This window comes from Bifidobacterium sp. W8104 (assembly GCF_016100735.1).
In the GTDB taxonomy this organism is placed as follows: domain Bacteria; phylum Actinomycetota; class Actinomycetes; order Actinomycetales; family Bifidobacteriaceae; genus Bombiscardovia; species Bombiscardovia choladohabitans.
In genome coordinates this window covers 328164-353478 of record NZ_JACFRW010000001.1, presented here as the reverse complement: position 1 = coordinate 353478, position 25315 = coordinate 328164, and the positions used below count along the sequence as shown (strand labels likewise).

20 protein-coding genes and 1 pseudogene are annotated in these 25315 nt (G+C 56.6%); 13 read left to right on the top strand and 8 right to left on the bottom strand.

What is annotated here, in order from left to right; genetic code table 11:
* The first annotated feature begins 411 nt into the window (after window positions 1-411).
* The 5 genes from H3U89_RS01405 to H3U89_RS01385 all read left to right on the top strand — a co-directional run bounded on the left by H3U89_RS01405 (window position 412) and on the right by H3U89_RS01385 (window position 6990).
* Entirely contained in the window at window positions 412-1275 is an 864-nt protein-coding gene (locus H3U89_RS01405; protein WP_198178888.1) for a hypothetical protein, read from the top strand.
* Window positions 1276-1873: 598 nt separating this feature from the next.
* On the top strand, window positions 1874-2893 hold the full coding sequence (locus tag H3U89_RS01400; protein WP_198178890.1) for a hypothetical protein: 1020 nt from the start codon (window positions 1874-1876) through the stop codon (window positions 2891-2893).
* Window positions 2894-3278: 385 nt separating this feature from the next.
* Window positions 3279-4352, top strand: a complete 1074-nt coding sequence (locus H3U89_RS01395; RefSeq protein ID WP_198178892.1) for a hypothetical protein — start codon at window positions 3279-3281, stop codon at window positions 4350-4352.
* A gap of 510 nt (window positions 4353-4862) precedes the next feature.
* On the top strand, window positions 4863-5915 hold the full coding sequence (locus H3U89_RS01390; RefSeq protein WP_232345412.1) for a hypothetical protein: 1053 nt from the start codon (window positions 4863-4865) through the stop codon (window positions 5913-5915).
* A 7-nt stretch (window positions 5916-5922) separates the two neighbouring features.
* Window positions 5923-6990 carry a hypothetical protein gene (locus H3U89_RS01385; RefSeq protein WP_198178894.1) on the top strand — a complete coding sequence of 356 codons (1068 nt, stop codon included), beginning with the start codon at window positions 5923-5925 and terminating at the stop codon, window positions 6988-6990.
* Between the two features lie 428 nt (window positions 6991-7418).
* Here H3U89_RS01385 and H3U89_RS01380 read toward each other — a convergent pair whose 3' ends face one another.
* The 5 genes from H3U89_RS01380 to H3U89_RS01360 form a co-directional block, all read right to left on the bottom strand.
* Complete coding sequence (locus H3U89_RS01380; RefSeq protein WP_198178896.1) at window positions 7419-7997, bottom strand: hypothetical protein; 579 nt, start codon at window positions 7995-7997, stop codon at window positions 7419-7421.
* Window positions 7998-8054: 57 nt separating this feature from the next.
* A complete protein-coding gene (locus H3U89_RS01375; RefSeq protein WP_198178898.1) occupies window positions 8055-8222 on the bottom strand; it encodes a hypothetical protein in 168 nt (55 codons plus the stop codon).
* Window positions 8223-8290: 68 nt separating this feature from the next.
* On the bottom strand, window positions 8291-8827 hold the full coding sequence (locus H3U89_RS01370; protein ID WP_198176749.1) for a Panacea domain-containing protein: 537 nt from the start codon (window positions 8825-8827) through the stop codon (window positions 8291-8293).
* A gap of 35 nt (window positions 8828-8862) precedes the next feature.
* On the bottom strand, window positions 8863-9888 hold the full coding sequence (locus H3U89_RS01365; RefSeq protein ID WP_232345411.1) for a hypothetical protein: 1026 nt from the start codon (window positions 9886-9888) through the stop codon (window positions 8863-8865).
* A gap of 175 nt (window positions 9889-10063) precedes the next feature.
* A complete protein-coding gene (locus H3U89_RS01360) occupies window positions 10064-10915 on the bottom strand; it encodes an AraC family transcriptional regulator (RefSeq protein WP_198178902.1) in 852 nt (283 codons plus the stop codon).
* Between the two features lie 265 nt (window positions 10916-11180).
* Between H3U89_RS01360 and H3U89_RS01355 the strand changes: the two genes are divergently transcribed.
* The 3 genes and pseudogenes from H3U89_RS01355 (at window position 11181) to H3U89_RS01350 (ending at window position 13238) form a co-directional block, all read left to right on the top strand.
* On the top strand, window positions 11181-12680 hold the full coding sequence (locus tag H3U89_RS01355) for an oligopeptide:H+ symporter (protein WP_198178904.1): 1500 nt from the start codon (window positions 11181-11183) through the stop codon (window positions 12678-12680).
* A 61-nt stretch (window positions 12681-12741) separates the two neighbouring features.
* A pseudogene (locus tag H3U89_RS08480) lies at window positions 12742-13040 on the top strand (glycoside hydrolase family 127 protein); the annotation flags it as partial.
* 21 nt (window positions 13041-13061) lie between these two features.
* A complete protein-coding gene (locus H3U89_RS01350) occupies window positions 13062-13238 on the top strand; it encodes a hypothetical protein (RefSeq protein ID WP_198178905.1) in 177 nt (58 codons plus the stop codon).
* 18 nt (window positions 13239-13256) lie between these two features.
* Here H3U89_RS01350 and H3U89_RS01345 read toward each other — a convergent pair whose 3' ends face one another.
* Together H3U89_RS01345 and H3U89_RS01340 are read right to left on the bottom strand one after the other, a co-directional pair.
* The gene (locus tag H3U89_RS01345; protein ID WP_198178907.1) at window positions 13257-13733 is read right to left on the bottom strand and encodes an MFS transporter; all 477 of its coding nucleotides are present in this window, start codon (window positions 13731-13733) and stop codon (window positions 13257-13259) included.
* Entirely contained in the window at window positions 13730-14122 is a 393-nt protein-coding gene (locus H3U89_RS01340; RefSeq protein WP_198178909.1) for a MarR family winged helix-turn-helix transcriptional regulator, read from the bottom strand. The genes H3U89_RS01345 and H3U89_RS01340 overlap by 4 nt, the downstream gene beginning before the upstream one ends.
* A gap of 585 nt (window positions 14123-14707) precedes the next feature.
* Between H3U89_RS01340 and H3U89_RS01335 the strand changes: the two genes are divergently transcribed.
* The 5 genes from H3U89_RS01335 (at window position 14708) to H3U89_RS01315 (ending at window position 24078) form a co-directional block, all read left to right on the top strand.
* Window positions 14708-19180: a discoidin domain-containing protein gene (locus tag H3U89_RS01335; protein ID WP_232345409.1), complete on the top strand. Its 4473-nt coding sequence runs from the start codon at window positions 14708-14710 to the stop codon at window positions 19178-19180.
* Window positions 19181-19620: 440 nt separating this feature from the next.
* Window positions 19621-20559 (top strand): carbohydrate ABC transporter permease, encoded by a 939-nt coding sequence (locus tag H3U89_RS01330; protein ID WP_110412544.1) that lies wholly within the window; start codon window positions 19621-19623, stop codon window positions 20557-20559.
* Window positions 20556-21530 carry a carbohydrate ABC transporter permease gene (locus tag H3U89_RS01325; protein WP_198178911.1) on the top strand — a complete coding sequence of 325 codons (975 nt, stop codon included), beginning with the start codon at window positions 20556-20558 and terminating at the stop codon, window positions 21528-21530. Before H3U89_RS01330 ends, H3U89_RS01325 begins: the two co-directional genes overlap by 4 nt.
* A 135-nt stretch (window positions 21531-21665) precedes the next feature.
* The gene (locus tag H3U89_RS01320) at window positions 21666-23003 is read left to right on the top strand and encodes an ABC transporter substrate-binding protein (RefSeq protein WP_110412545.1); all 1338 of its coding nucleotides are present in this window, start codon (window positions 21666-21668) and stop codon (window positions 23001-23003) included.
* 220 nt (window positions 23004-23223) lie between these two features.
* Window positions 23224-24078, top strand: coding sequence for a helix-turn-helix domain-containing protein (locus H3U89_RS01315; RefSeq protein ID WP_198178913.1), 855 nt, complete (start codon window positions 23224-23226; stop codon window positions 24076-24078).
* Between the two features lie 288 nt (window positions 24079-24366).
* On the opposite strand, the gene H3U89_RS01310 is transcribed toward H3U89_RS01315, so the two are convergent.
* Window positions 24367-25236, bottom strand: coding sequence for a class I SAM-dependent methyltransferase (locus H3U89_RS01310; protein WP_232345406.1), 870 nt, complete (start codon window positions 25234-25236; stop codon window positions 24367-24369).
* Window positions 25237-25315 lie beyond the last annotated feature (79 nt).

The following is a 25315-nucleotide window of genomic DNA, read 5'->3' as shown; positions in this document are numbered from 1 at the left end:
CTAGCTCCGCATACAGGAAGAGAACGATTGAAAAGGGAAACCACGGTTTTGCCTGCGGTGTGGTCTACATTTTCTACCCTTGTGTGGATTGAATACTTATCGGCCAAGATTCATCTTTGATTTCCGCCAACGGGGTCTTGTAGGTGGGAATGGCTGGCTTTTGGGCTTGAGCCCACTTTAGATTTGTGCGGGCCGTTACGCTGGAGGAAGACAGTAGCTCGTTTCAGTAAGAAAAAGGGATTTGTCATGGTGGATCACGGGGATGAGGGGACTACAAATTTGCGGGGTGTGTCAGACACGATTGAGGGTGAGTCTTCGACTCCGCCGAGAATTGTATCGGAGGATGGGGGTGCTCCGTCTGGCAGACCGCATTCCAGGTGGCTAGTTCCGGTAATCGTGATAGTGATTGTGGTGGTGGTAATAGCAGGCCTTGTAGGCTGGCGTGTGGTTGAAAACCGTCGGCACGATTCGGCACTCGAATCCTGCAATCAAGCGGTGAAGCCCCTGCAGGAGAAGACCGGATCGGCCAGGATGGCCCGCTACCGTGAAGCATTCGGCGTGAAGAGGGACCAGGTCAAGGATGCGAAGACGGTGGCGAACATGAGCCGCAGCGCGAAGGCCGTCGGCGGGCTCAAGCAGCCGACTGTAGCGTGCAAGGCCTCCATGTCCACCGGTGATCTGAATGCCGAGGCTGGCAGGGCAAGGAAGCTAGACGGTGAATACGCGGCCGTATCCAAGGCGGCTAGGGCAGTTCTCGAATCCAAGGATGCGAAGACTCTGGAGGATACTAAGACGGCCTTGAACGCGAAGAAGGACGAAGCGTCAAAGCTGTTGGGTGATTCTGACGGGAAGGTGGCCGACAACGCGACCCGCGACAATCTGCAGCAGGCCATCGATCAGGCCGGACAGGTCAAGGGGGATGAGGCGAAGGCTTACCATGATGCGGCTGGATCCTTGCAGGCGGCCATTGATCAGGTGAACTCCTCCATGCAGGTCAAGAGTCAGGCCGATCAGGAGGCCGCGGACCAAGCGGCCCAGCAGCGGACACAACGGCAAGGTACCACTCAACGCAGGGCAACTACCTCCAACAACAAGCGGGAAAGCAATATGTCCCACCAGCCAGCATCCAACAAACGAGGTGGCGGATCCTCACAGGCGCCTGCAACTCCATCAGTCCCACAAGGAGATGACGGAGGCTTCGATTGGCACCAATGGTTCGAAGAACATAAAACTCCGAGCCGCTGTCATCCCGGGGAATTCTGCCCTATTGGCTGATTCATTGAAAATTGAGAATTTCCTAGCGAGACAGGTTGCTTAGCAGGCTTCCTATCTTGCTGGCGTTTTGTATGCGCCCGTAATGGAGTCCTCTTTATAACATAATGGAGTCCTCTTTATAACAGGAGATGCAAACCTCTATAAGTGTTCTGAAAGATCAGAAAGTAGGCTGGTTAGTTTTTGCACCCGGGCTCCGGCATGGTGGGCTCAAGCGCCTGCTATGGCCGCCTCTCTTGGCCGCTGTGATCGTTATTCAGAAATAAATTGTATGTGGGGGGGGGATCTGCAGTTTGCGTTGTATTCCCAGCACATAGGTCAAGGACGTGAGCTGATTCCCATTCCTGGGAGAATGGATGCGTAAAGAGATCCCCTCAACTTTCGCCGGAGCTACATATACGGATTATGTGAGAGCTAAACGCTCAATGGTCAAGATCGTTTTTGTTTTATGCCGAAGGTCTTTGTGGTAGGAGCTGCTGCTTATGTATTTGGGGACACTCTAGCTTTGTGCGGTCGGTTACGCTGGGAGAAGGAAGTAGACAGCGCAAATGGGAAGAAGAGTTACCTCATGGCGGACCAGGGAGATGAGAGGAGTACGGACTTGGAGAGCTCATCTGATCTAGTTGAAGACGAGGCTTCGACTCCGCCGACGGTCGTGCCAGAAGATGAGAAAGCCGCGTCTAGGAAGCGGCGCCCCAAGTGGCTGGTTCCGTTGGTGGTGGCAGTAGTCGTAGTTGTTGTTGTGGCTGGTCTTGTGGGCTGGCATCTAGTGGAGTCTCACCGGCATGATTCGGCGCTTGAATCCTGCAACCAGGCCGCCAGGTCCCTGCGGGGCAAAACCGGCTCGGCGCAGTTAGCCAAGTATCAGGAGGCTTCTGGTGTAAAGGTGAATCAGGTCAAGGACGCGAAGACCGTGACGGATATGAGCCGCAGTGTGAAGGCTGCCGGCGGACTCAAGCCTCCTACTATTCAATGCAAGGCCTCCATGTTCACCAGCGAGCTGAACACCGAAGCCAGTAAAGCCAAGAAGCTTGACGGTGAATATGCGGCCGTATCCAAGTCGGCTAAGGCGGTGACCGCGTCCCGTGATGCGAAGACACTTGAAGGCGCGAAGACAGCCCTGAACGCGAAGAAGGACGAAGCGTCGAAGCTGCTGGGTGATTCTGACGGGAAGGTGGCCGACAACGCGACCCGTGACGATTTGCAGACAGCTATGGATCAGGCCGGCCAGATCAAGGGGGATAAGGCGAAGGCCTATCAAGAGGCGACGAATTCGTTGCAGGTGGCCATTGATCGGGTGAACGCCTCCATGCAAGCCAAGAGCCAGGCCGACCAGCAAGCCGCAGCTCAGGCGGCGCAGACACAAGCCTCGCAGCAGACTGCCAAGCGCTCAAAATCTTCGCAACAAGGATTATCGTCCTCACACAGCAGAGGGAGGAGAGGCTACACGCCCTCTCGCCCAACCACCAGTCAACGTGGCGGCGGAGGCGGCGGATCAGCTCCAGCACCTGCGACACCGCAGGAAGATCATTCAAACTGGAGAGAAAGGCTTCAAAATGGCACTGTTTCAAATGGCGGAAAGCCGGTCTGTCAAAAGGGTCAGGCTTGTGGCATTGGCTGATTGATTGGAAGATTGAGGATTTGCCTGCGGAGCCCGCTGTTTGGAAGCTCCTCTGTCCTGCTGGGGTTGCTTGTGGGAGGCTATGGGGTTGTTGCATTTACGGTGAGGTATGGGAACCATGACCGGCGACTGATGTCTCTTGGGAAGTTTGAATGCTGGGCGGGCCGGCTGCTGCGCCTGGGCTCCGGCTTGGCCTGTGGGTGCATATCCAGCCCCTGTGTGAGCCGGAGACTCATTAGCTAAGATTTATCTCCGGTTTACGCACTGGGTTCTGTGGTAAGGATGGCTGGTTTATGTACAAAAATTTACTTTAGTACTGTGCAGGCGGTTATCCTAAAGGGGGAGGGGCAGCCATAATCCGCGCGGATGAAGAGAGAGGATGGTCATGGCGGATCAGGATGATGAGGGGGCTGCGGGTCTGGAGAGCATGCCCGCTCCGGTCGGGGGTGAGGTTTCTGCTCCTGCGGCGATCGTGCCGGAGGACGGGGGAGACCCGCCGGGCAAGCCACGACCGAAGTGGCTGGTCCCGGTGGTTGTCGCCGTGGTCGTGGCGGTGGTCGTCGTGGCCGGTCTTGTGGGCTGGCGCGTGGTGGAGAACCGTCGGCATGGTGCGGCGTTGGACTCCTGCAGCCGGGCGGTGAAGAACCTAAAGGGGAAGACCGGCTCGGACCGGTTGGCGCAGTACCGTGAGGCGGCTGGCATAAAGTCCGACCAGGTCAAGGATGCGAAGACCGTGGTGGCCATGGCGCGCAGCGTGAAGGACGCCGAAGGAATCAAGGAGCCGACGATCCAATGCAAGGCCTCCATGTCCACCGGGGATCTGAACGCGGCGGCCGGCCAGGCCGGAAAGATCGACGGCAAATATGCGGCTGTGGCCAGGGCTGCCAAGGCGGTGATCGCGTCCCGTGATGCGAAGGCCCTGGAGGATGCCAGGGCGGCCCTGGACGGGAAGAAGGGCGAGGCGTCGAGGCTGCTGGCCGATTCGGACGGGAAGGTGGCCGACAATGCTACCCGTGACGGTCTGCAGCAGGCCATCGGCCAGGCCGGCCAGGCCAAGGGGGATAAGGCGAAGGCCTACCGTGATGCGGCGGATGCGCTGCAGGCGGCCATCGACCGGGTGAACGCGTCCGTGCAGGCCAAGAGCCAGGCCGACCAGCAGGCCGCAGCCCAGGCGGCGCAGGCCCAGGCCGCACAGCAGCAGGCGCAGAAGCAGCCGGCGCAACGGCAGGGCACCACCCGACACCGTCAGACCTCCTCCGGCAATGGGCGGAGAGGCTCCACGCAATCCCGCCGGCCCGCCTACCGGCCTTCCGGCAACCGGGGCGGCGGAGGCGGCGGATCCGCTCCATCTGCTCCGCAAGGCGGCGGTGAGGATAATAGCTGGATTGAAAAATTAAAAAACCAAAAGCAGATTGGAAACCATGGTTGTAATTCGGCTGGCGTGTGTGTCCTTGGCTGATTGATTGAGAATTTGCCAGCGGGACCGGTTTCTTGGAAGGTCTCCTATCCCGCTGGCGTTGTTTGTGGGCGACCATATTGGCCGTCCCCTTCATGATAGTGGAAGGGAAACATAAATGATGACTCCCGGAAAGATCGGACGCTGGGTGGGCAAGGCGGTGGTTGTGACAGTTGCTGTCAGCTGTTGTAGCCGTCATTACGAAATAAATTGCATGCGGGAATGTACTCGGAGTTCGGGTTGGAGGTCCTGTATATGCCAAGGATCTGTGCCGACTCCCCTTCCTGGTGAGACTGGTTGGGCAAAGAGACCTCTTTATTATTTGCCGGAGCTGTATATCCAATCCCTATGCGAGTAGAAGATTTCATTGGTCAGGATTGATCTTTGGTTTTACAGGGAGTGTTTCAGATAGGAACGGCTTGCTTCTGTGCAGGAGGAGGCTTGAGTTTTGTGCGGGCAATTACGCTGGGATAGGACGGCAGTAATCCGCGCGGATGGGAAGAGAGGATGGTCATGGCGGACCAGGATGATGAGGGGACCATGGACCTGGAGAGCGTGTCCGGACCGGTCGGGGGTGAGGCTTCTGCTCCTGCGGCGATCGTGCCGGAGGACGGGGGAGATCCGCCGGGCAAGCCACGACCGAGGTGGCTGGTGCTGGTGGTTGTCGCCGTGGTAGCGGTGGTTGTGGCTGGTTTTGTGGGCTGGCGCGTGATGGAGAACCGTCGGCATGGTGCGGCGTTGGACTTCTGCAGCCGGGCGGTGAAGAACCTAAAGGGGAAGACCGGCTCGGACCGGTTGGCCGGTTACCGCCAGGCGGCGGGCATAAAGGCCGACCAGGTCAAGGACGCGAGCACCGTGGTGGCCATGGCCCGCAGCGTGAAGGACGCCGAAGGGATCAGGAAGCCGACGGTCCGGTGCAAGGCCACCATGTCCACCGGGGATCTGAACGCGGCGGCCGACCAGGCGAGAAAAATCGACGGCAAATATGCGGCTGTGGCCAGGGCTGCCAAGGCTGTGACCGCGTCCCGTGATGCGAAGGCCCTGGAGGATGCCAGGACCGCCTTGGACGGGAAAAGGGAGGAGGCGTCGAGGCTGCTGGCCGATTCGGACGGGAAGGTGGCCGACAACGCGACTCGTGACGGTCTGCAGATAGCTATTGATCAGGCCGGCCAGGTCAAGGGGGATCAAGCCAAGGCCTACCGGGATGCGGTAGGCGCCTTGCAGGCGGCCATCGACCGGGTGAACGCCTCCATGCAGGCCAAAAGCCAGGCCGACCAGCAGGCCGCAGCCCAGGCGGCGCAGGCGCAGGCCTCGAAGCAGCAGGCGCAACGGCAGGGCACCACCCGACGCCGGCAGGCCTCCTCCAACAATGGGCGGAAAGGCTCCACGCAATCCCGCCGGCCCGCCTACCGGCCGTCCGGCAACCGAGGCAGCGGAGACAGCGGATCAGCTCCAGCACCATCAACGCCACAAAATGGAGATGTCTCAGATTCGGCGGTCAATGATTGGCTTCACCATTTCAATCCCAGCCCTTGCAAAAAGGGTGAGGCTTGTGGCATTGGCTAATTGATATATGCAGGTACCTTCCACCCAGCCTGCGGTAATTGTTAAATTTGGTAACAGTGAATTGACAGAATTGATTGTGAACGATATGAATCAGGGAATAGAGCGGCTCGCAGAAATGGATAGTCAGGACAAGTCCAAACCTAATTCTGACGAAGCGAAGGAGCGTCGTCCGAAATGGATGATTCCCTTAATTGCAGTGGTAGTAGTGTCGGTGCTGGCCTTGGCTGGTGTTTTCGCCTGGCGTGCCTATGAGCATCGCCAACATGATTCGGCGCTTTCCTCGTGTTCGCAAGCTGTTAGCAATTTACATGGGCTCACAAGACCGTCTCAGCTGGCCAGATATCATGAAGCCGTAGCTGTGCGGGCCGACCAAGTGAAGGACGTGAAGACCATAAAAACTATGAACCGGAGCGTCAAGGCTGTCGGCAGTCTTCGCCCGCAGACTCTCCAATGCAAGACATCCATGTCAACAGAGAGTTTGGAAGCAACTGCCAACAAGTTTAAGAAGTTAGATGCTGGGTACCACGCTGTATACAAGGCTGCCAATGCGGTTCTGGCTTCCCGCGACGCCAAGACCCTCGATGATGCGAAGGCTGCTCTGAGTGGCAAAATAAACGAAGCAAAGAAACTGTTGCAGGACAGCGATGGGAAGGTAGCTGACAATACCGCTCGTGACAATTTGCAGAAGGTCATAGACCAGGCTGGTCAGGTTACGGGAGGCGAGATAAAGGCTTATCAGGACGCAGTGAGCGCGTTACAAGTGGCCACTGATCGGGTGAACGCTTCCATGCAGGCCAAGAGCCAGGCAGACCAGCAGACCGCTGCTCAGGCGCAACGGCAAAGCCGGCCAACATCCTCCAACAATGGTCGAAGAGGCTCCGTGCAATCCCGTCGGCCTGCCTCCCGGCCTTCCGGGAACCGGGGCGGCGGAGGCGGTGGATCCTCGCAGGCGCCGACAGCCCCATCATCCCCACAAAGAGGTGATGGTAATGGAACCGGCGGGCATGCCGTATTGCCCCCGTTAGATACAACGCATCATGGTTGTAATCCGGATGGTTCCTGTGGCATTGGCTGATTTATTGGGCATTGAACATCTGCCATAGGTGCTGATCGCCTGGAGGATTTTCTACCCTGCTAGTATTGCTAGTGGGGCCCATGAGGCTGTCTCTTTCACAGTGCTTTGCTATATTCGCTGGGGAATGCGATATGGCTCGGCCTACGTCTGAACGTTGTAGGTGTGGATAAGGATATCAGTGGCTTTTTGAATATGCCCCAGGCCACACAAGTGAGAGAATTTATTCTCAGATTCTGGTATCGCTTTTGATTGATGCTACCTCACTGACGGGGGTTTAGGTAGCAGCTTGTCACCGGGGATGATCCGCACTGAATGCGGGCCGCTACTGTTGGAGCGAGTGCCGAATACCCGCAGGGCTTTGCGTCGCACTTTCTCCATCGCATCAATAGGACGACGTGCCGAATCAGTGCAGGAGGCTGTACCCGGAATTATGCGGTCTGCTTCGGCAAACTCCGAACATGTGGATCGAGCAATGCAAGCAATTTGACACCATTCGGCTGGTCGCATGAGAGTTTGTGCGGATTACCCTGTTTAATGTCAATCTTTGCGAAGGGGAAGAAATTCTGCCCGTCGCCTGCTGGATAATTCAAGTTTGAAGAAGAGCGCTGCATAGCTTGTCCGTTCACCTTGCATTGCGCGGCTTCTGTCTGCTTAAGATCGGCCCGTCGCGCAAGTACATACAGGGTTCCCGGCTTGTTCGCGGAGATGGTTGTGACGCTGCTGTCACCAGAAACGTCGTACTTTGTCAAAGATGAAAGGTAATTGGAGGCCTGTTCCACGGACGGCTCTGACCGATTGGATCCCTGACAGCCCGAGAACAGGGCCACACTCATCAAAACTGCTACAAGGGCGATTATTTGTTTTTTCCAGATGGCGCCAGCCGTCCTTGCTTCGCTATGGAGCCGGGCTGGCAATGCCGTGAGCCGACCCAAGTGTCCGTGCGGATCCCGCTGATGCGCCACTGTCGAATTAAAGTCCGTCTGCTCATAAGCCTTTGTCTTCTTCATCAGTTCTCCTTAGGCAGGTAGAGGAGGGTTCACAACATTGTTAGTTGGATTTAAGTTTCATAACTCAGATGAGCGGTAAGTAGATAAAACGAGTTTAGCTGCATTTCTGAGTTGTGCGGCCAGTTCAGTGAATGTTTTCTGTCCGCTGGCTATTTCTTGTATCCAGCGATACATGCCATTGCGCTTAGGTTCGTCTGAATCGTCAATATCCAATTCGATACCCATTCTGAAAACCTAAGAAGACGAATCTTGCAAGACGGCTCTTTTGTCGGCTTGTTCCTTGCAGTGTTGCCTTATGTGTCTTCCAGCAGTTTCAGCGCATTTGGGAATCGCTCATCGACTGCACGAACACCTCCGGCTAGGGTTCTCCGCAAATCAGGATGATCAATGCCATCGTGAGAGCGGAGCATGGCTTCTTCAGTAATTTCTTTGTTCTTGCCGGATTCATATACAGCTTTCCAGGCTGAACCGTCGCGATGTAAATAGTCCACAAGTTCGAAGGCTGCCAATGGCCCGTATAAAGTGGCAACTCTTTGAACTACGTTTTTCGCTGCTCGGAGTCCGACTGAAGAATCGGTTTGATCATGCGCATCTATTATAGCGGGGGCAGTTATCCGATTTGGGCCATACTCTTTGAATGCTGCATAAACGCTCGGTTCCACGGGGCCGCTTTCCCAGGCTTGTACAGGTTCGTCGAAAAGCCTATGCCTGTGTATCCGGAGGCATTCAACCTGTGCGAAATACACCAGCTTGTTGATTTTCATATTTGTCAAATACAGGTGTGTATGAGGATAGGTGATCAACATGTTGGCGATAGTCAATGCAAGCATGTGATTCTTGCCTCCTTTCATGCTGATTTGCGTCCTCAGGGCAGCTGGTCCATATGCCCGCTGTAGTCATGGTTGACAGGGTTGGTGTTCCAGGGGTAGGGCAGTGCGGTCTGCGGATAGATGTCCGCCAGCACGTCGTAGCCGGTCGGGTCGTATTCGCGCAGCTCGTTCCTTGTGTTGAGCGGGCCTCGGACGCCGTCCCAGGTATCGTCGGCACTCTCGGCCATCACGTTGAACCACATGGCGGTTAGGGTGGCGAAGTACTCCTCGATGTTGCCCATCAGGTAGGTGTGCGGCCAGAGACCAGTCTCCTGTGCATGGCTGTAGGCGGCCTGGATCCGATGGGCCAGGCTCTGATCCTCCAGGCGGTTGATGCCCAGCAGGTGGATGGCGTGGCCGAATTCATGGGCCAGTATGGACTCGTTGGGGTAGCGGGTCTGGTGCACGTCCTCAGTGATACGTTCGATGTTGGCGGCGGAGATGGAAGTGATCGGGTCGCCGATCATGCCTCCATAGCCTTCCACCGGCCGATCCATGATCTGGGCGCCTCCGCGGTGCTCAGGTATGTCATAGACGTCCTCGTGCAGCCCGTAGATGGCGACCCTGGCACCCTCGGTGATCATGGTCTGGGCCACCTGCGGCGATGCGGACAGCATGGTGTCGATCAGATCGGCCGCAAGCAGCCGGGTGTGGTGCTGGACGTCGTCAGATGATTCGATGGGGATGCCGCAGCGGCAGTTGGTGAATTGGGTGTATTGATAGTGCCAGTTGTTGACTACGATTTCGACTTCCGGATCAGCCCGCTGTCCTTGGCGGTTGACGATGGCTGCATCCGCCAGTACGGTCAGGCGTCCCAGAACAGTGAAATCCAAGGGTTCCCTGGTAATCAGTGTTGACCGTTTTTTGATGGGTTCGTAAACGTTGAGCAGGTTCCACTCCACGTCGGTCCTCTCCATCAGCGGCAGGGGATGGTCGTCCAGGAAAAGGCGGAAGTGGCGGGGGTCGGCGGCTCCCTGCACCTCCTGATCCCAATAGAGTTCAATGCGTCGAGGATCGATCATTTGGCTGAAAATCACCCGAGGTGGATTGGTATGAGGCATTGGGGGATCTCCCTTCATCGCGGAATCACCTTGATGGTTTCATCCTATGGGACTTGTGGGCGAAATCTCTTTTGCGGAGACCATTGAGTCAATAAAAACCACCTATTGTTCCCTTCGCTCAACCCTGCGGTCGGGTTCAGTGGGAGTTGAAGTGACGCTGATGAAAGGTTCTGCGGTAGCGGGTGGGGCTGATGCCGGTGCTGCGTTTGAACACCTTCATGAAGTACTTGTCATCCTTGTAGCCGACGATGGTCCCGATGCTTTCCACCGTGTCGTCGGTCTCCACCAGCAGCGACTTGGCCGCCTCCATGCGGAAACGTTCGATCTCCTGAGAGATGGTGATGCCGAACTTCTGCCGGTACTTGCGCGACAGGTAGCTCTTGTTGTAATTGAAGTAGTTGGCGATCTGCCCCAGGCTGATGGGTCCCAGAGCGTGAATGCGGATCCAATCTCGCACCGGCTGCAGCTCATGAATGTTCATGGACTGCGTGCGAAGCAGCTGCCTGGTCTGCATGGTCACCTCGTAGAGCACGCAGGCCAGGATGGCGTTCAGATAACTTTGGTCGCCGTGCATCTGGTAGACGTCCAGCAGCTGGTTGGTGATGACGGTGATCCGGTCCATGAGCAGATTCTCGCTGTAGGCAGGCAGAAGGATGCTCGCAGTCTCGTCCACCCTAGGGTCGTCGCCGGTACCCTCGATGGGATTCAGACCGGGCAGTTTGAAGTGCAACCAATCAAACTTGAGGTTCTCGGTGATGGTGCGGAATCCCTGATGCTTCAGGTCGGGCGGGACGATCAGGAAGGTGCCGGGCCCTACCATATAGCGCGTATCGCCAATCTGCAGGGGCAGCGTGCCTTGGATGTTGCAGATTATTTCGAAGGTACTGATGACGCGCTTGTCGTGTTGCCAGCCCGGCTCGCCGATGAAGGTCCCGGCGGATACCAGCTCAGGTCGGGGCTGGCTTTCCTGGTCAAAGAACAATGTCATGAAAGTCGACCTCTCCTCGGGGGAATCGGTAAAAATGCTCCACGTATTGTGGATTCTAGGCCACCGGATACGGAATTGACCATCGCTACCATTGAAGACAGCATAGACAGTGGAGCCTAGGCACGTCAGAAGGAGACGGGACGACTGTGGCAGACCGGACCATTCCAGCGCAGGGGTTGGTGACCCAGGCGCCTGTAAAGAATCTATACCTCAAAATCTTCCACCTTTTCTATAAATTCACCACCATTCCGGGAGCGATGCAATCATGAAACACACTGAGAGCACCTTGGAGGAGGTCAGAGACGACAAGGGCTTCTTCGGACACCCTCGCGCCATCGGTACCCTGGCCCTGGGCAATTTCTGCAACTCGGCCGCCTGGGGCGCCTTCTACGCCCTGATGATCTACTACCTCTACACCCCCTTCTCCAAGGGGCTGGGATTCTCCCAGGGGGATGCGGCTCTGATGATCGCGGCCATGGGGGCGGCCAACGGGTTGCTCAACATCGTGGGCAGCTGGCTGTCCGACAGGGTCCTGGGAATGCGTAAGGCCTTGATACTGGGCAACCTGCTCAAGGCCATAGCCTTCTTTATCCTGGCCATACCTCCGACCAGTCAGGTCTTCGGACAGACCATGGCCTACATCGCCCTGGTGCTGCTGTCCATGCCCATCATGGGGATGTCCAACGCCTCCCTGACCGGGCAGCTCTACCGCAAGGAGGATGCCCGCAGGCGCGACGCGGCCTTCACCATCCACCAGTTCGCCAATACGGTGGCCGGAATCATCACCCCGGTCGTGGTGGGCCAGATCGGTCTGAGCAACTACCATATCGGCTTCGCTGTGGCCGGGGTCTTCGCCCTGCTCTACGGTGCGGCCATCTTCTTCACCCAGTACCGCTTCTTCGGACCCCTGGGCGAGGCTCCCATCAAGCCCTTGTCGGCCCGGGAGCGCCAGCGGATACTCAAGGGTCTGGTCATCGGGTTGGTTGTGCTGGCACTGGTCATCGCCGCCCTTGTGCTGACCAAGCATTTCAACCTGAACGCCATCATCAACGCCGTCACCACCTTCGCCTTCGTGGTACCCCTGTGCTTCCTGGTCAACCTGTTCGCCAAAAAGGACCTGACCGGCCGAGACCATACACACCTTCGGGCCTTTCTCTGGTTCTTCTTCGCGCAGATCATCATGGCCCTGGGCGCCACCCTGCTGACCAGCGCAATCGCCATCTTCCTGGACAAGAAGGTCAACCGGGTGATCTTCGGCATCACCATCGCCCCCGGCTCACTCCAGGTCATCTACATGGTCATGGATCTGATAGCCGGCCCCATCTTCATCTTCCTGTGGACCAAGACTCGTGCCGGGGCAATCCGGACCACCTATAAGTATGGTATGGGGCTGCTGGTCACGGCTCTGGCCTTCTTCACGCTGACCATACCCTCCTTGATTCTGGGCGGGAGCGGATCCTCCGGCTACTCCCTCTGGTGGGTGCTGATTTACTACGCCTTCATGGCCCTGTCCGACCAGCTGGTCGGACCGATCGGCAGCTCCCTGGTGTCCGGACTTTCGCCTGAATCCTACGAGACCCAGCTGCAGACCGCCTGGAATCAGACCGCGGCCATCGGCAATGCCATAGCCATCATATTCTTCAAATTCTTCCAGACGGCCGACCAGCAGGTCTACCTCTTCCCCATCGTGGCCGTGGCCCTGCTGGCCGTTGCGCTGGTGCTGATTGTGTTCAGCCGCCGCATAGAGAGGCAGATGGCAGCATGAGTCAGCGATTCAACATGAGCGGGCCCATCGACATCAGTCAGGCCAGCGTCGACGACCACTTCTGGTCAGAACAGCGGTCCTGCCCTACCAATGGAGGGCCCTCAACGACCAGGTGCCCGGCGCTGCGCCCAGCTACTGCATGCCCAACTTCAGTGCCTTCGCTGCTCTCAATGAGAGGCTGAATGTGCAGGAGGGAAGCGGGGACTTCCGGCCGCCGACTTACACCAACCAGGGATTCCACTGGCTGCCGGAGGACCCGGACCATCCCGATCCGGACAAGTTCTATGGCTACGTTTTCCAGGACACCGACTTCTCCAAACGGGTGGAGGCGCTGGGTACTCGCTGGCGCATCATCCGGATGCCGATGCGGTCATCCGCAGCATGGTCAGACTGCGGGTACCTGCCTGGCGTGAGTCGGCAGAGGGGGCTGATGCCGCTCCGCTCTACCGCCTGCGGCAACCTGTTCGCCGCATGCCGACCACGGCCACCCTGATTCCCTATTTCGCCTGGTCCAACCGTGGCGAAAACGAGATGAGGGTTTTCCTGGACGTGGGCTGAAGGCCATTCTGCCATCCCTTAAGTGCGCTGCGGTTTCTGGGAGCGAAGCAGGGCGGCCAGGGTCAACAGAGCCTCCATGCCGCCGATGATCAATAACAGAATCAGTGCATGCTGGGAACCGTTGATGGTGCCCAACCCCTGTACGTCCCTTCCCGGCAGCAGGAGGAGAAAGACCGGAGCCAGCGCGTCGATGACCAGTCCGGTCAGGAATAGCAGGTTGGCACAAAGAAAGAGGGTTCGGCTGCGAAATCGACGCTTGAGGGCCGCCGAGAGCGGGGTGATGGAGGCGACGACCAGCAGGTAGAGGGTTGTCATCCATTGCACGCTGGAGGTCCCGATGCCGAAATGGCTCATGAGGGCCGGGAAGGTGATGTTCATGGCCGTCTCCACGATCACGCCGCAGAAGGACATGATGCCGGTGGCCACCACCGCGCCTATTACCCTGCGGGGGATTGCTGTGTTTTGCGCTTGTTGCGTTGCTTGGGTTGCGCTCATGAGCGAGACTCCTTTCCAGCCTGGGAGGGATCGTCGGAATTCAAGGTGGTGAAATAGGCCAGCACGCGGTCGAAGGCAGCCAGATCCCGATGGTCGAACTGGCGCTCCATGGCCTTTTGCTGGTTGTCGATATATGCCCGCACGGCTTTCTGCAGGTCACCGGCCTTGGCGGTGGGCGCAATGATGCGTTGGCGGCCGTCCCTGGGGTCGCGTTTGGCGGCGACCAGCCCGCTGGCCTCCATTCGCTGCAGGGTTTTTGTTGTTGTGGATGGGCGGATGTCGAACTCCATCTCGATGTCCCGCTGGGTGCGGTCCTGGGATTTGCCCAGAAAGTCGATGATGGACATCTGGGGGCCCGTGAGCCTGTATTGGGCCGCGTAAGCATCCATTGATCGTGGCATGATGTTGGCTGCCCGTTTTATACGCTTGCCATAGTTTTTGTTCAAAGGCTCTCCCCGGTTAGATTGTTGGCTGCCTAAGGAATGATCTTCCGGGTATGGACAAGTTGTTCAGACTCTGATAATTGGTCGCTCTGCCGGATCCCCTGTACAGAACCCTGTAAGGAATCGGTTCAAGATTCGATAGGCCCAAGGACGCGGTGGACGTGCATTGCCGGATTTTGGCAACAAATATCATCTTCTTGCTATGCAGGGAAAATGCCCGATTCCCGGGCTTACCGTATAGGCAAACGGAAGTCTTCCCGTCCGGCTCATATGTAGGTGGTTGGAAGTTAGCCACTTCCGCATGGCATGGTCTGCGACAGAGCAGTGCACGTAATCATGTCTCGTGACAGGGTCCTTATCTTGTAGCAATGGCGCCTTAAATGCCAGGACCCCGGGATGAGCTGAAGGGTGGACAGTCTGACTATTCAGAGAAGAATGAAGGTACAGGACATGAGCATATCCCACAAGGTCTTTGCAGGATTAATGGCAGGGGCCGTTCTTCTGACTGGTGCATCGATGGCGACTCCAGCCATGGCATCGGAAGATGAGCAAACAATCAATGTGACGCCGAATCCCTGGTATGCCGATGGCCCCTTCCAGGGTTGGGGAACTTCCTTGGCATGGTTTGCCAATGCCACAGGCAACTATGGAGAACCCGGTTCAATCAGTCAATCCAGCGGAGACCCTCAGACCGATGCCAAGGCTTTGGCCTATGGGCGGCAACTTCGTGAGGATTTCTATACGAGCATCTTCGGTAAGGAGGGTCTTGGTCTCAACAAGGCTCGCTACAACATAGGCGGTGGCAATGCCTCGGACGTGGCATATGGCTATCCGTTCATGCGGCAAGGCGCCGCCATGCCCGGCTACTGGGCCCAGGACCCGGACGGCTCCTTGGGCCTTTACGGCGGTCTGGCGACGACGATGGCCAACAAGGCCGGCATTGATCGGGTTTTCGATCCTCACAGCGATGCCTCCTATGTGTGGGGATCCGCCTCCTCTGATTCCCCGCAGGCCCGCGACGTCAAGGCTCAGGAGTGGTGGCTGAAAAGGGGAGCTCAGAACCATGACATCGACCACGTCGAAGCCGCAGCCAACGCGGCTCCCTGGTTCATGACGGAAAGCGGGTATGTGAGCGGGGGCGATAGCGGGAATGCCAACAACCTTGCGGATGCGGACAAATTCGCTCAGTATCTGGCTGCGGTAACCCGGCATCTGTCACAGCTCAAGGCTGACAATGGGAACCGGGTTGGGGTCAATACAGTTGAGCCGCTCAACGAGTCGGAGACCGGATACTGGAGTTCGCCGCGAGGAAGGGCTTCGGATGCCTGGCCAGCCGAGGACAGGGCTCTGATCGACCGATACTGGAATCGGTATTACCAGGGTAAGAACAAGGCTGTCACGCCATATACCACCGAGGTCAAAAAGCCCCAGGAGGGTATGCATGTCGATACCGGGACAGCCGGCAATGTCATACGCGCTCTCAGATCTGCCCTGGATGCCGAAGGCCTGCAGCAGACTTTGGTCTCAGCTACCGACGCGACGGATTCGGGTCAGTTTGTCGATTCCTACCATCGCTATCCGCAGGATGTCAGGGATGTCATCGGCCAGTACAACACCCACGGTTATGGCACCAACCGCCAGAGGGCTGCCCGGGACATTGCCCAGGGGGACGGCAAAGCCTTGTCAATGAGCGAGGTGGATGGCTCCTGGCAATCCGGAGGCTTCAACCCCTATGGTTTCGACAATGCCTTGGGCATGGCCGGTAAGATCAACGCCGATGTCTACGCCTTGCAGTCCAGGGATTACACCTTCTGGCAGATCGGCGAGGACCTTTACAACGTGGCCACTGGTGACAAGGATATGAATGGCAACAGCGCCAATCCCAAGGGGGAGGACACCAATTGGGGCACTGTCTTTCTCGATTATGATTGCTCGGTCGCCGGCGTTGACGGCAAGCTCTACTCTCGTAGGGAAGTGGACAATAATGGAGGTCAGACCTCGGGAATTCGCCCCTGCCGGATCGTGGTCAACGCGAAGTACAATGCTGTCCGCGCCTACACCAAATTCATCCATCCCGGGGATTCCATCACCGCCAATAACGCCACCAAGGACAATATGACCGCCAGCTCGGCAGATGGCAGGACCCAGACGGTGATACACCGTAACGCCAGCGATCAGCCGCAGACGCTGGTCATCGATCTGTCAAACTACGGGAGCATCGATTCCGACGCGAGCGGAAAGCTCTTTTTGACCACCGAACCTGATCATCAGCAGGATATATACACGGCTGATATGAGCTATATGAACAAGTACTCCAATAAGGAGCAGCCGCATGGAGTCACCATCGATGCGGCAGCCAAGACGGCCACAGTCAAATTGCCGGCTCGTTCCATCGCCTCCATACAGCTCACCGGCGTATCCGGGGTCTCCCCGCAGGCCCAGGTCAAGGATGGCAGCACGGTTCAGCTTCAAGGGCAGCAGTCAGGAAAGATGCTCACCGCGTCCTCCGATGGTCTTCTCATGCTTGAAGGCATGGCCAAGAATCCGGATCAGGGACGATCCCAAGCCTTCACTGTTCACAGCGTCGAGCCGTCTGCCGGCAGCCCTATGGTGCGTCGGTACCTGATCTCTTCTTCGGACGGGGACAAGTTCCTGTGTGCGGATGGCCGGATGCGGGCGGGTACCAGAGCATCGATCGGTACCGATGGACGGTTCATCTGGATGCTCAATACGGAAAATGGCAAGACCTTCAGTCTGGTCAACCAGGCAGATAAGGTTGCCCTGGACGTGACTGGCCAGCGGACCGATGCGGGTGCCACGATCTCTGTGGCAGAATCGACGGGAGCTGACAACCAAGGTTGGTACTTCAGGTCTACGGAGCCGACTGGTGCCGAGAAGACTAAGGTCCAGGTTCCGCTTGGCGGATCCGTTATCATGCCTCAAACAGTGATTCCCTATTATTCCTGGGGTCAGGGAGAGCCAGTGCCAGTGGTCTGGAAGACCGAGGCCGTTGATGTGAGCACGGAGGGAACCTATCAGGTTCAAGGTGTTGCCACTGATTTCTTTGGCAATACATTCCCTTGCCAGGCATCGGTTTTCGTGGGCGAATTCACCGTGACCGATCCTGTCTCCGCCACTATTCTCTTCGGTTCAGATGCCCAGGAGGCTCGCAAGGCGATGGAATCCACCACTGTCTACGCCCATGTCAAGGCTTCGCCGTCTATTAAGGTCGATCCTCATGCTGTCAGCTGGGATTGGGCTGATCTTCAAGGAAAGCTGGACCGAGCGCACGAGGGTGATGTGGTGCCCGTGAAAGGTACCCTGGCCATAGGCGGAGAGCGTTCCCTGCCCCTGTCTTTCAGCCTTTACCTGGAGGCGGCCAAACCACAGAACATGGCTGATGTCAGCTACAACCTGACTGTTACCGACCAAGACGTTGAGTATGGCAAGGAGGATCAGTGGAGGAAACTCACTGATGGCGATATGCGGGAGGAAGCCTGGGCGACTTGGAATTCCGCCGGCAACTACCGCCATAGCCCAACTGCCAATCTTGACTTCGGGCAAGTGCGTCAGCTGGATCGGGTGGCCATCACATACAAGGATCATCCGCCGGTGTCGGCCAAGGCTGAATACACCAACGATGGTGCCAACTGGAAGCCGCTGGGGAAAGTCGTCAACAACCCGCAGCCTGGTCAGACCGTGACCTTCCAGGCAGCAGGCATGGTAGGAGCCAGCAAGGTCCGCATCGTCAACACGGTAGACAACGCCTGGATGGATGCGGCGGAAATCGAAGCCTGGGCCCGTCCATGGGTAGGCCCGGTCAGAAATCTGGCTTGGGGCGCCGGCACCCACTTCTCGGTCAACGTCCAGGATGGTGATACGGCTGGAAAAGCCATTGACGGACATGTCGCCTCGGGGTGGTCCACCCAGTCGGCATCTTCGGATGTCGATCCGACAGCCACCTTCAACTTCGACAAAATCAGGACTATCAGCCAGGTCAAGACCGTCTTCCACTGGGATGGGCGAGCATCCTGGCCAAAGTCGCAGACCTTGGAATATTGCGATCAATCCGGCAACTGGCATCGGCTGGAAACCAAGACGGGATGGTATCTTCCCCAGGCCGGTGGTACTGATGCCTCCACAGAAGCCGATGCGCCGACGGTGACCTTCGCCCTTTCCAACCCTGTCCAGGCAAAGGCGGTGCGGCTTGTCAACAGTCTTCAGGACACGAAAACCTATATCAACGTGGCCGAGATTGAGGTAAACGGCACGGAGAGTATTTCGGCCTTCGAGCCTGAGCCAGGCAATGATGCCAACCTGGCTGATCTGCGCTTGGACGGACAAACCATTACGGATTTCTCGTCCGATCGCAATGATTATGTAGTCGATTTGCCGGTTGGTTCCGAAAGCAACCCGGTCTTGCAGGCCTTTAGCAGGGACAACGCGGCTAAGGTGGTTCAGACTGATGAAGGAATGACGATCGGTGGTAAGAGCCTGATTACCGTCACCTCTGCTGACGGTTCGCGCTCCAGGGTCTACTCGGTCCGCTACCGATCCTTCGATTTGCAGGGGTTGCAGGTCGTCCCGCCGACGAAGACCAGATATGCCATCGGCGAGCGGTTTGACCCAAGCGGATTGGCGGTCAGCGCTGTGTACATCTCCAAGGATAAGGATCGCGTCGAAGTCAGGTCTTTGGCCTTGGACGATCCCGGGCTGTCTGTGACGGGCTTTGACTCTACTGTGGCCGGCAAAAAGACCATTGTCGTGGCCTACCGTGGAGTGAACGCCAGCTTCAGTATTTGGGTAAACGCCGCCGGGCGGAATGCGTCCGGTACAGGTGCTGGCGGTGTGTACGGGAATCATTCTCCGCTCGGTGGACCTTCACATGCGGTTCTCGCGCATTCAGGAGCCTCCATAATCTCGGTAGCCCTGCTGGTCGGAGCTCTGGCGCTGACGTCGTTCGCGGCATTGCTCGGCAGGCGGTACCTGTCAAGCAGACGATAAGGGTACCGCGGGCATCTTGTCTTCCAACACCCTGTGCGGTTCTGGTTCACCAAAGTTGCAATTGGCGAACCGGAACCGCCTTCAGGTAGTCAGACGACAAACCCCTTACAGTGAAAGCAATATTTTGATATTAGATAGCAGTTTTCATGTACGGAGCGTTCTATTTGTTTATAGACTGAAAGTACGTTAATGATTGTACTATCAGGGTAATGAAAAGAGGCACAAGGATGTGTGCATGTGAAAAACAATCGTGACCTTTTACAGCAAAACATCTACATTCAACAGAGTTGTCTGAATGGTTGACAGTTTCTGACATCTAGATGCCCAACGACCAATTGCAGGGGTCCGTTCCCTCAATTCCGGTTCGTTGACCCAATTCTTCTTCGTCGTTGTTGACGGTGGGGTTGGGGTCACGCAATCAGACATCTCAAAGGAGAATAATGACATTTTCCAAATCGGCGGCAGGGCCAGCTGATGTTGCGAACAATCAGCAGCCGAGCACCGTCAACAAGCACAGGCGTGATTGGCGCGGTTGGAAGTTCATGGGGCCTTTCGCTGTTGCTTTCCTGCTGGTGTTCATCATTCCGATCATCTACGCAATTTATATTTCTTTCTTTGAAAAACGGATGGTTGGCGGCACGGTTTTCGCCGGGCTCAGCAATTACAAACGTTTGTTCGCAGATGGTCATTTCTGGAGTTCGGTCGGCCGTGTCAGTGCTTTTACCCTGATCCAGGCGCCGCTCTGCCTCTTTCTGGCAGCCTTGCTGGCTCTGGCGATTGACTCCATGAGATTGCACGGAACCAAGTTCTTCCGAATTTCCACCTTCCTGCCTTATGCCGTTCCTGCCGTCGTGTCCACGCTGATCTGGGGATTCATGTACGGGGCCAAGTATGGACTGGTCGGCTCTTTCAATTCATGGACCGGCTTGCATCTGGACCTGCTGGCTTCCAACATTCTTCTGGTGTCTATCGGCAACATCGTGACCTGGGAATACACCGGCTACAACATGCTGATCTTTTATTCCTCCCTGTCCACGATTCCGCATTCGCTCTATGAGGCGGCGGCAATCGACGGGGCCAGCGAATGGCAGATCGTCAGGCGGATCAAGATGCCGGAGTTGCGTGGAAGTCTGGCCATCACCGTGATTTTCAGCATCATCGGCTCCTTCCAGCTGTTCAATGAACCCTCGATCATGCAAAACATGGTGCCTGGGAACACCATTACCAGCTACTACACGCCGAATATGTATGCCTACAGTCTGAGCTTCGCGGGCAACCAGTCGAATTATGCCGCGGCCTTGGCCATTGTCATGGCGGTGATCACCATGGCGATCGCGTATGCGGTCCAGTTGAACAGTCTGAAGGAGCAGATGAAATGACCTCTGACATTTTGGATGAGACGCCTTCAGCGATTCGGGCGCGTGAACGCAGACGTGCCAAGCGAGTGGCCAGGGATGAAAGGGCGGAACGCAAACGCGCCGCAAAAAACGGATTCTCCAATCCCGCGAACCCTCGTCGCTCGATGACGCTGACGCTGGTTACCGGCATCTTCGCTCTGTACTGCCTGTTTCCTTTCGCCTATCTGATCATCAACGCCACTAAGACGCAGTCCGACTTCACCTCGACCTTCGGTCTTTGGTTTGGTCACACCTTCGCGCTTTGGGACAACATAACCACGGTCTTCACCTATGAGGACGGCATATTCGGACGTTGGCTCTTGAACACGCTGCTCTACGTGGTTGTGGGAGCGGGTGGCGCAACCGTACTGGCCATCATGGGCGGATACGCCTTGGCCAAGTTCGCTTTTCCTGGCCGCAAGGCAGTCTTCGCGGTCGTGCTGGGTTCCATCAGTGTGCCCGGCATTGCCCTGGCTGTTCCGCAGTTTCTTCTGTTCGCCAAGATGGGCTTGACCAATACGCCCTGGGCCATGATCCTGCCCAGCCTTATCAGTCCCTTTGGTCTGTACCTCATGTGGATATTCTCCGAGCAGGCTGTTCCCACAGAGCTCCTGGAGGCGGCCAGGGTTGACGGTGCAGGGGAGTTCAGAACCTTCCTGACCATCAGTCTGCCCCTGCTGGCTCCCGGAATCGTAACCACGGCCCTGTTCGCCATAGTGGCCACCTGGAATAACTACTTCCTGCCCCTGATCATGTTGAAGGATGCCAATTGGTACCCCCTGACCATCGGACTGAACCAATGGAAGAACCAGGCCAACACTGCCGGCGGTCACGCCATACAGAATCTCGTCATCACCGGATCGCTGATCACTGTCGTTCCTCTGATGATCGCTTTCCTGATTCTCCAGCGGTACTGGCAGTCCGGATTGGCTGCAGGTGCGGTCAAAGAATGAATGGATTTTTACAATTGCGGCCATTTGAGCCGATCGCAGGGTGAGTGGCCGGGAAGGGAGTCTTTCGTCTGTCATGCGGCAAGGATTCATGCCAATAAAAACTGATGAAAAGCACTAAGAGAAAAGAGTGATGTAATGAAACATGCAAAAGGGCTGAAGCGTCTAGTGGCTTGTGCCGGCGTGCTGGCCATGTTTCTCGGCGTCACCGCCTGCGGTGGTAGCAAGCAGAGCAGTGGCGACGAGAATGTGGAGCTGAACGTCTGGGCATGGGAGCCCACCTTGAAGGCCGCAACCAAGGAGTTCGAGAAGAAGTACCCGAACATCAAGATCAAGCTGCAGAATGCCGGGACAGCCAAGGAGCAGTACACTGCACTTGACAATGCCTTCCAGGCAGGCAAGGGGGCACCCGATGTGGCGCAAATCGAACTCTATGCCCTGAGCCAGTATGCCATCAATGATCGGCTGACTGATCTGAGTGACAGGACCAAGGGCTACTCGAAGTTCTACAATCCCGGCACTTGGAATTCGGTTCTGGTCAACAAAAAGCCCTACGGACTGCCCTTTGGTTCTGGAGCCATGGCCTTCTTCTACAACAAGGATGTGTTTGACAAGGCTGGCGTTGATGCGACCCAGATCAAGACCTGGGATCAGTATTACGAGGCTGCTAAGAAGATTCGGGCGGTGGGTTCCTACATCGCTGCCGATTCCGGTGACGCGGGCTTCTTCGACGCCATGATATGGCAGGCCAACGGGCATCCTTACAAGTTGTCCGCAGATGGCAAGGATCTGTCCATCAACCTCGATTCCGACAAGGGAACTCAGAGCTTCATCAAGTGGTGGCAGAAGATGATCGACGAGGATTTGGTCGACACCAAGACCGTCATCTGGACCGAGGACTGGAACAAGAGCCTGAACAATGGCAAGCTCGCCTCTGCGCTGATCGGCTGCTGGATCCCAACTACGCTGGTCAACGTGGCACCCGACCAAGCTGGCAAGTGGAGGGTCACTACCATGCCCACCCAGGATGGATCCGCGGTCAACTCCAACCATGGCGGTTCGTCGCTGGCGATTATGGCTTCAAGCAAGAAGACCGATGCAGCCTATAAGTACATTGATTTCATCTCGCGAAATCAGGCCAGCATTGACGCTCGCGTGGCAGGCGGTTCATTCCCCGACGATGTGAAGACCACCGAATCGAAGAAGTTCAAGGAGGCCACCACCGTCAAGAACACCAAGGGCGATGACATCGAATACTTCGGCGGTCAGAAGTATAACGAGGTTTTGGCCAAGGCGGCAAGCGATGTGATCCCTGGCCATGCCACGCTGCCCTTCGAGGTCTATGCGCGGACCGTATTCGCTGACGACGTCGGTTCCGCCTACACCGACAAGAAGATCACTCTGAAGCAGGGTGTGGATGCCTGGCAGAAGCACCTGAAGGAATACGGTAAGCAGCAGGGCTTCAACGTACATTGATCTTCATAAAGTAAATGAAAACGCCGCCGTTGCCTTGTATTGTTTGGGTATGAGGCAACGGCCTTGCTGTATTAGCAAGGACGACGTCCTATGGCTTGATGCGTAAGGTTGAGGCTGCCGGTTGCGTGCGTGTATTCCTGGCTTCGTTTGACGGTGGCCAGCCAGGAGCGGCTGTCGTGATTGGTGGGGAATGTGGTTTGTGCGGAAAGGAGGGTGCATCGTGGCGAAGCCTGCTGAACACGGCATTGATGTCAAGGCCTCTGACTTTTTGATTCACACCCCTTCGGCTATTGCGCGAACAACATTTTTCTATCCGCTACGGGTGGGCAAATTCTCCTATGAACCCGGTTACAGGTTGGAGCGACGATCCTTTGACAGCTATCTGATCATTCATATCGATAGCGGCAGGCTGACACTGGACCTGCCTGAAGGGTCCTTCGTAGCCGAGGAGGGCCGATTTGCGCTGGTCAACTGCTACGCACACCATGCCTACGGCACTGATGTCCCGACGACCGCCCAATGGCTCCACTTCGACGGCATCATGGCCCGGCCCTACTACGACTACATCATCAGGAAGCTGAGCAACGTCTTCATGCTCTCCTCCGAGACCTACGCCTTGGAGCGGATGCGGACCATCACTTCTTTAATGACGGCGGAGAACGGCTATTCGGAAGCGAGGATGTCCAAATACATCACCGATCTGCTCACCGAGTTTGCCGATGAGCAGCCGCGTTCCTTCAAACGAAAGCAGGAGGAGGTGGTTGAGGACACGATCGCCTACGTGTCCTCCCACTTGTATGAGCCGCTCACCGTCTCCGAGCTGGCCAAACGGGTCTTTCTGAGCGAGTACCACTTCATTCGGTTGTTCAAACAGGAAACAGGCATCACGCCGCATGCCTACCTGGTGGATTCCCGTATCCACGCGGTGCAGTATTTGCTGGTAAACACCGGGATGTCCATACGCCAGATTTGTCAGCAGTGCGGTTTCACATCCGAATCCTCATTGTGCGCCTCCTTCAAGAAGAACACGGGCATGACACCCATGAAATATCGCAGGCTCAAGCAGGGCGGATGACTGACAGGAGTGATTGGGCTGTCGGCGCCAGCGGCTTACCTGCATAAACGCATTTCTAAAATGCGCGTTTTGCGCATTCTTACATCTCGGCCTTCCACAGATCTGTCCCTCGACATTGGCGGGATCGAAGGTGAACGATAATGCGTTATCGTAATTCGGCACGGAGTGCTTCTGTTAATTGCGTTGCGCAAGTTATGCTGCAACGCAATTAACAGAAGCCAATCTGCTGGACGGGCCGCCGGGCCAAGTCAGATCATGTCTAAGCAAAACCACGCTCGTACTTGCCGGTCAAACTTTCTTTCTGGCTACCATCGAGAAGGTCAGGGGGATCTGAGGCTGATTGAGGGGCATGATCCATCCCTGGAGGTCTGGACTGTACTCAAGCATTGGCAGTGACTGCCAGTCGTCCACATTATGCTCGCCGATGGCCTCTATAGTCAGTCCGGCATCCAGAAGAGCGCCGCTTATTTCCTGGAAGTCATGAGCCCAATTGTGATTGGTGGTGTGGGTAATTTGGGGTTTTGTCCCATCTTCGAGCGAGTCGGTTGCTGACGTGTAGCTTTGATCCGTCTCGTAGGTCGTTTCTGTTCCGCCAAAATAATCTTGAACTATCGACATGCCCTCATTGTTCAAGGCGAAAAGCAGTGGATGGTTGTCGCGGATCATGAATATTCCACCGTCTGCTAGAAGAGAGGCGATTGAACGAGCCCAGTCCTTCAAATCGGGAAGCCAGGTGATGGTTCCGCAACTGGTGACGATTACATCGAATGAGCCTTTCTGCTCGGGCATGGCATCGGCAGCGCATCGAGCATCGCTTTGAACATAGGTTATGGATGCGCCGGCCCGTTCAGACAGTTTCCTGGCATAATCCAGCGAGGTGGGAGAGAAATCCAGGCCATATACATCTCGTGCTCCCAAGCGCCACCATGACAGGGTATCAGAGCCTATATGGCATTGCAGATGCAAAAGGTGCAACCCTTTGATGCTGTGTCCTGGCAGATGGGGCTTCAAGACCTCCAGATCCCGCAGGGTTACTGACGACAGGGCCGATGGATCATCCGCAAATGCGTCAAGGTCTCCATAGCCACCGTTGGCATGCACAACTGCCCTGTCATTCCAGTTGAGGAGATTATCCTCTACATCCTCGTTCTGATGCATTTGATGAGGCACGGTATTCCTTTCTGATGAGGCTTATCAACAGTGATCGAGCCGGACAGTATCCAGAGCAGGTTTTCAA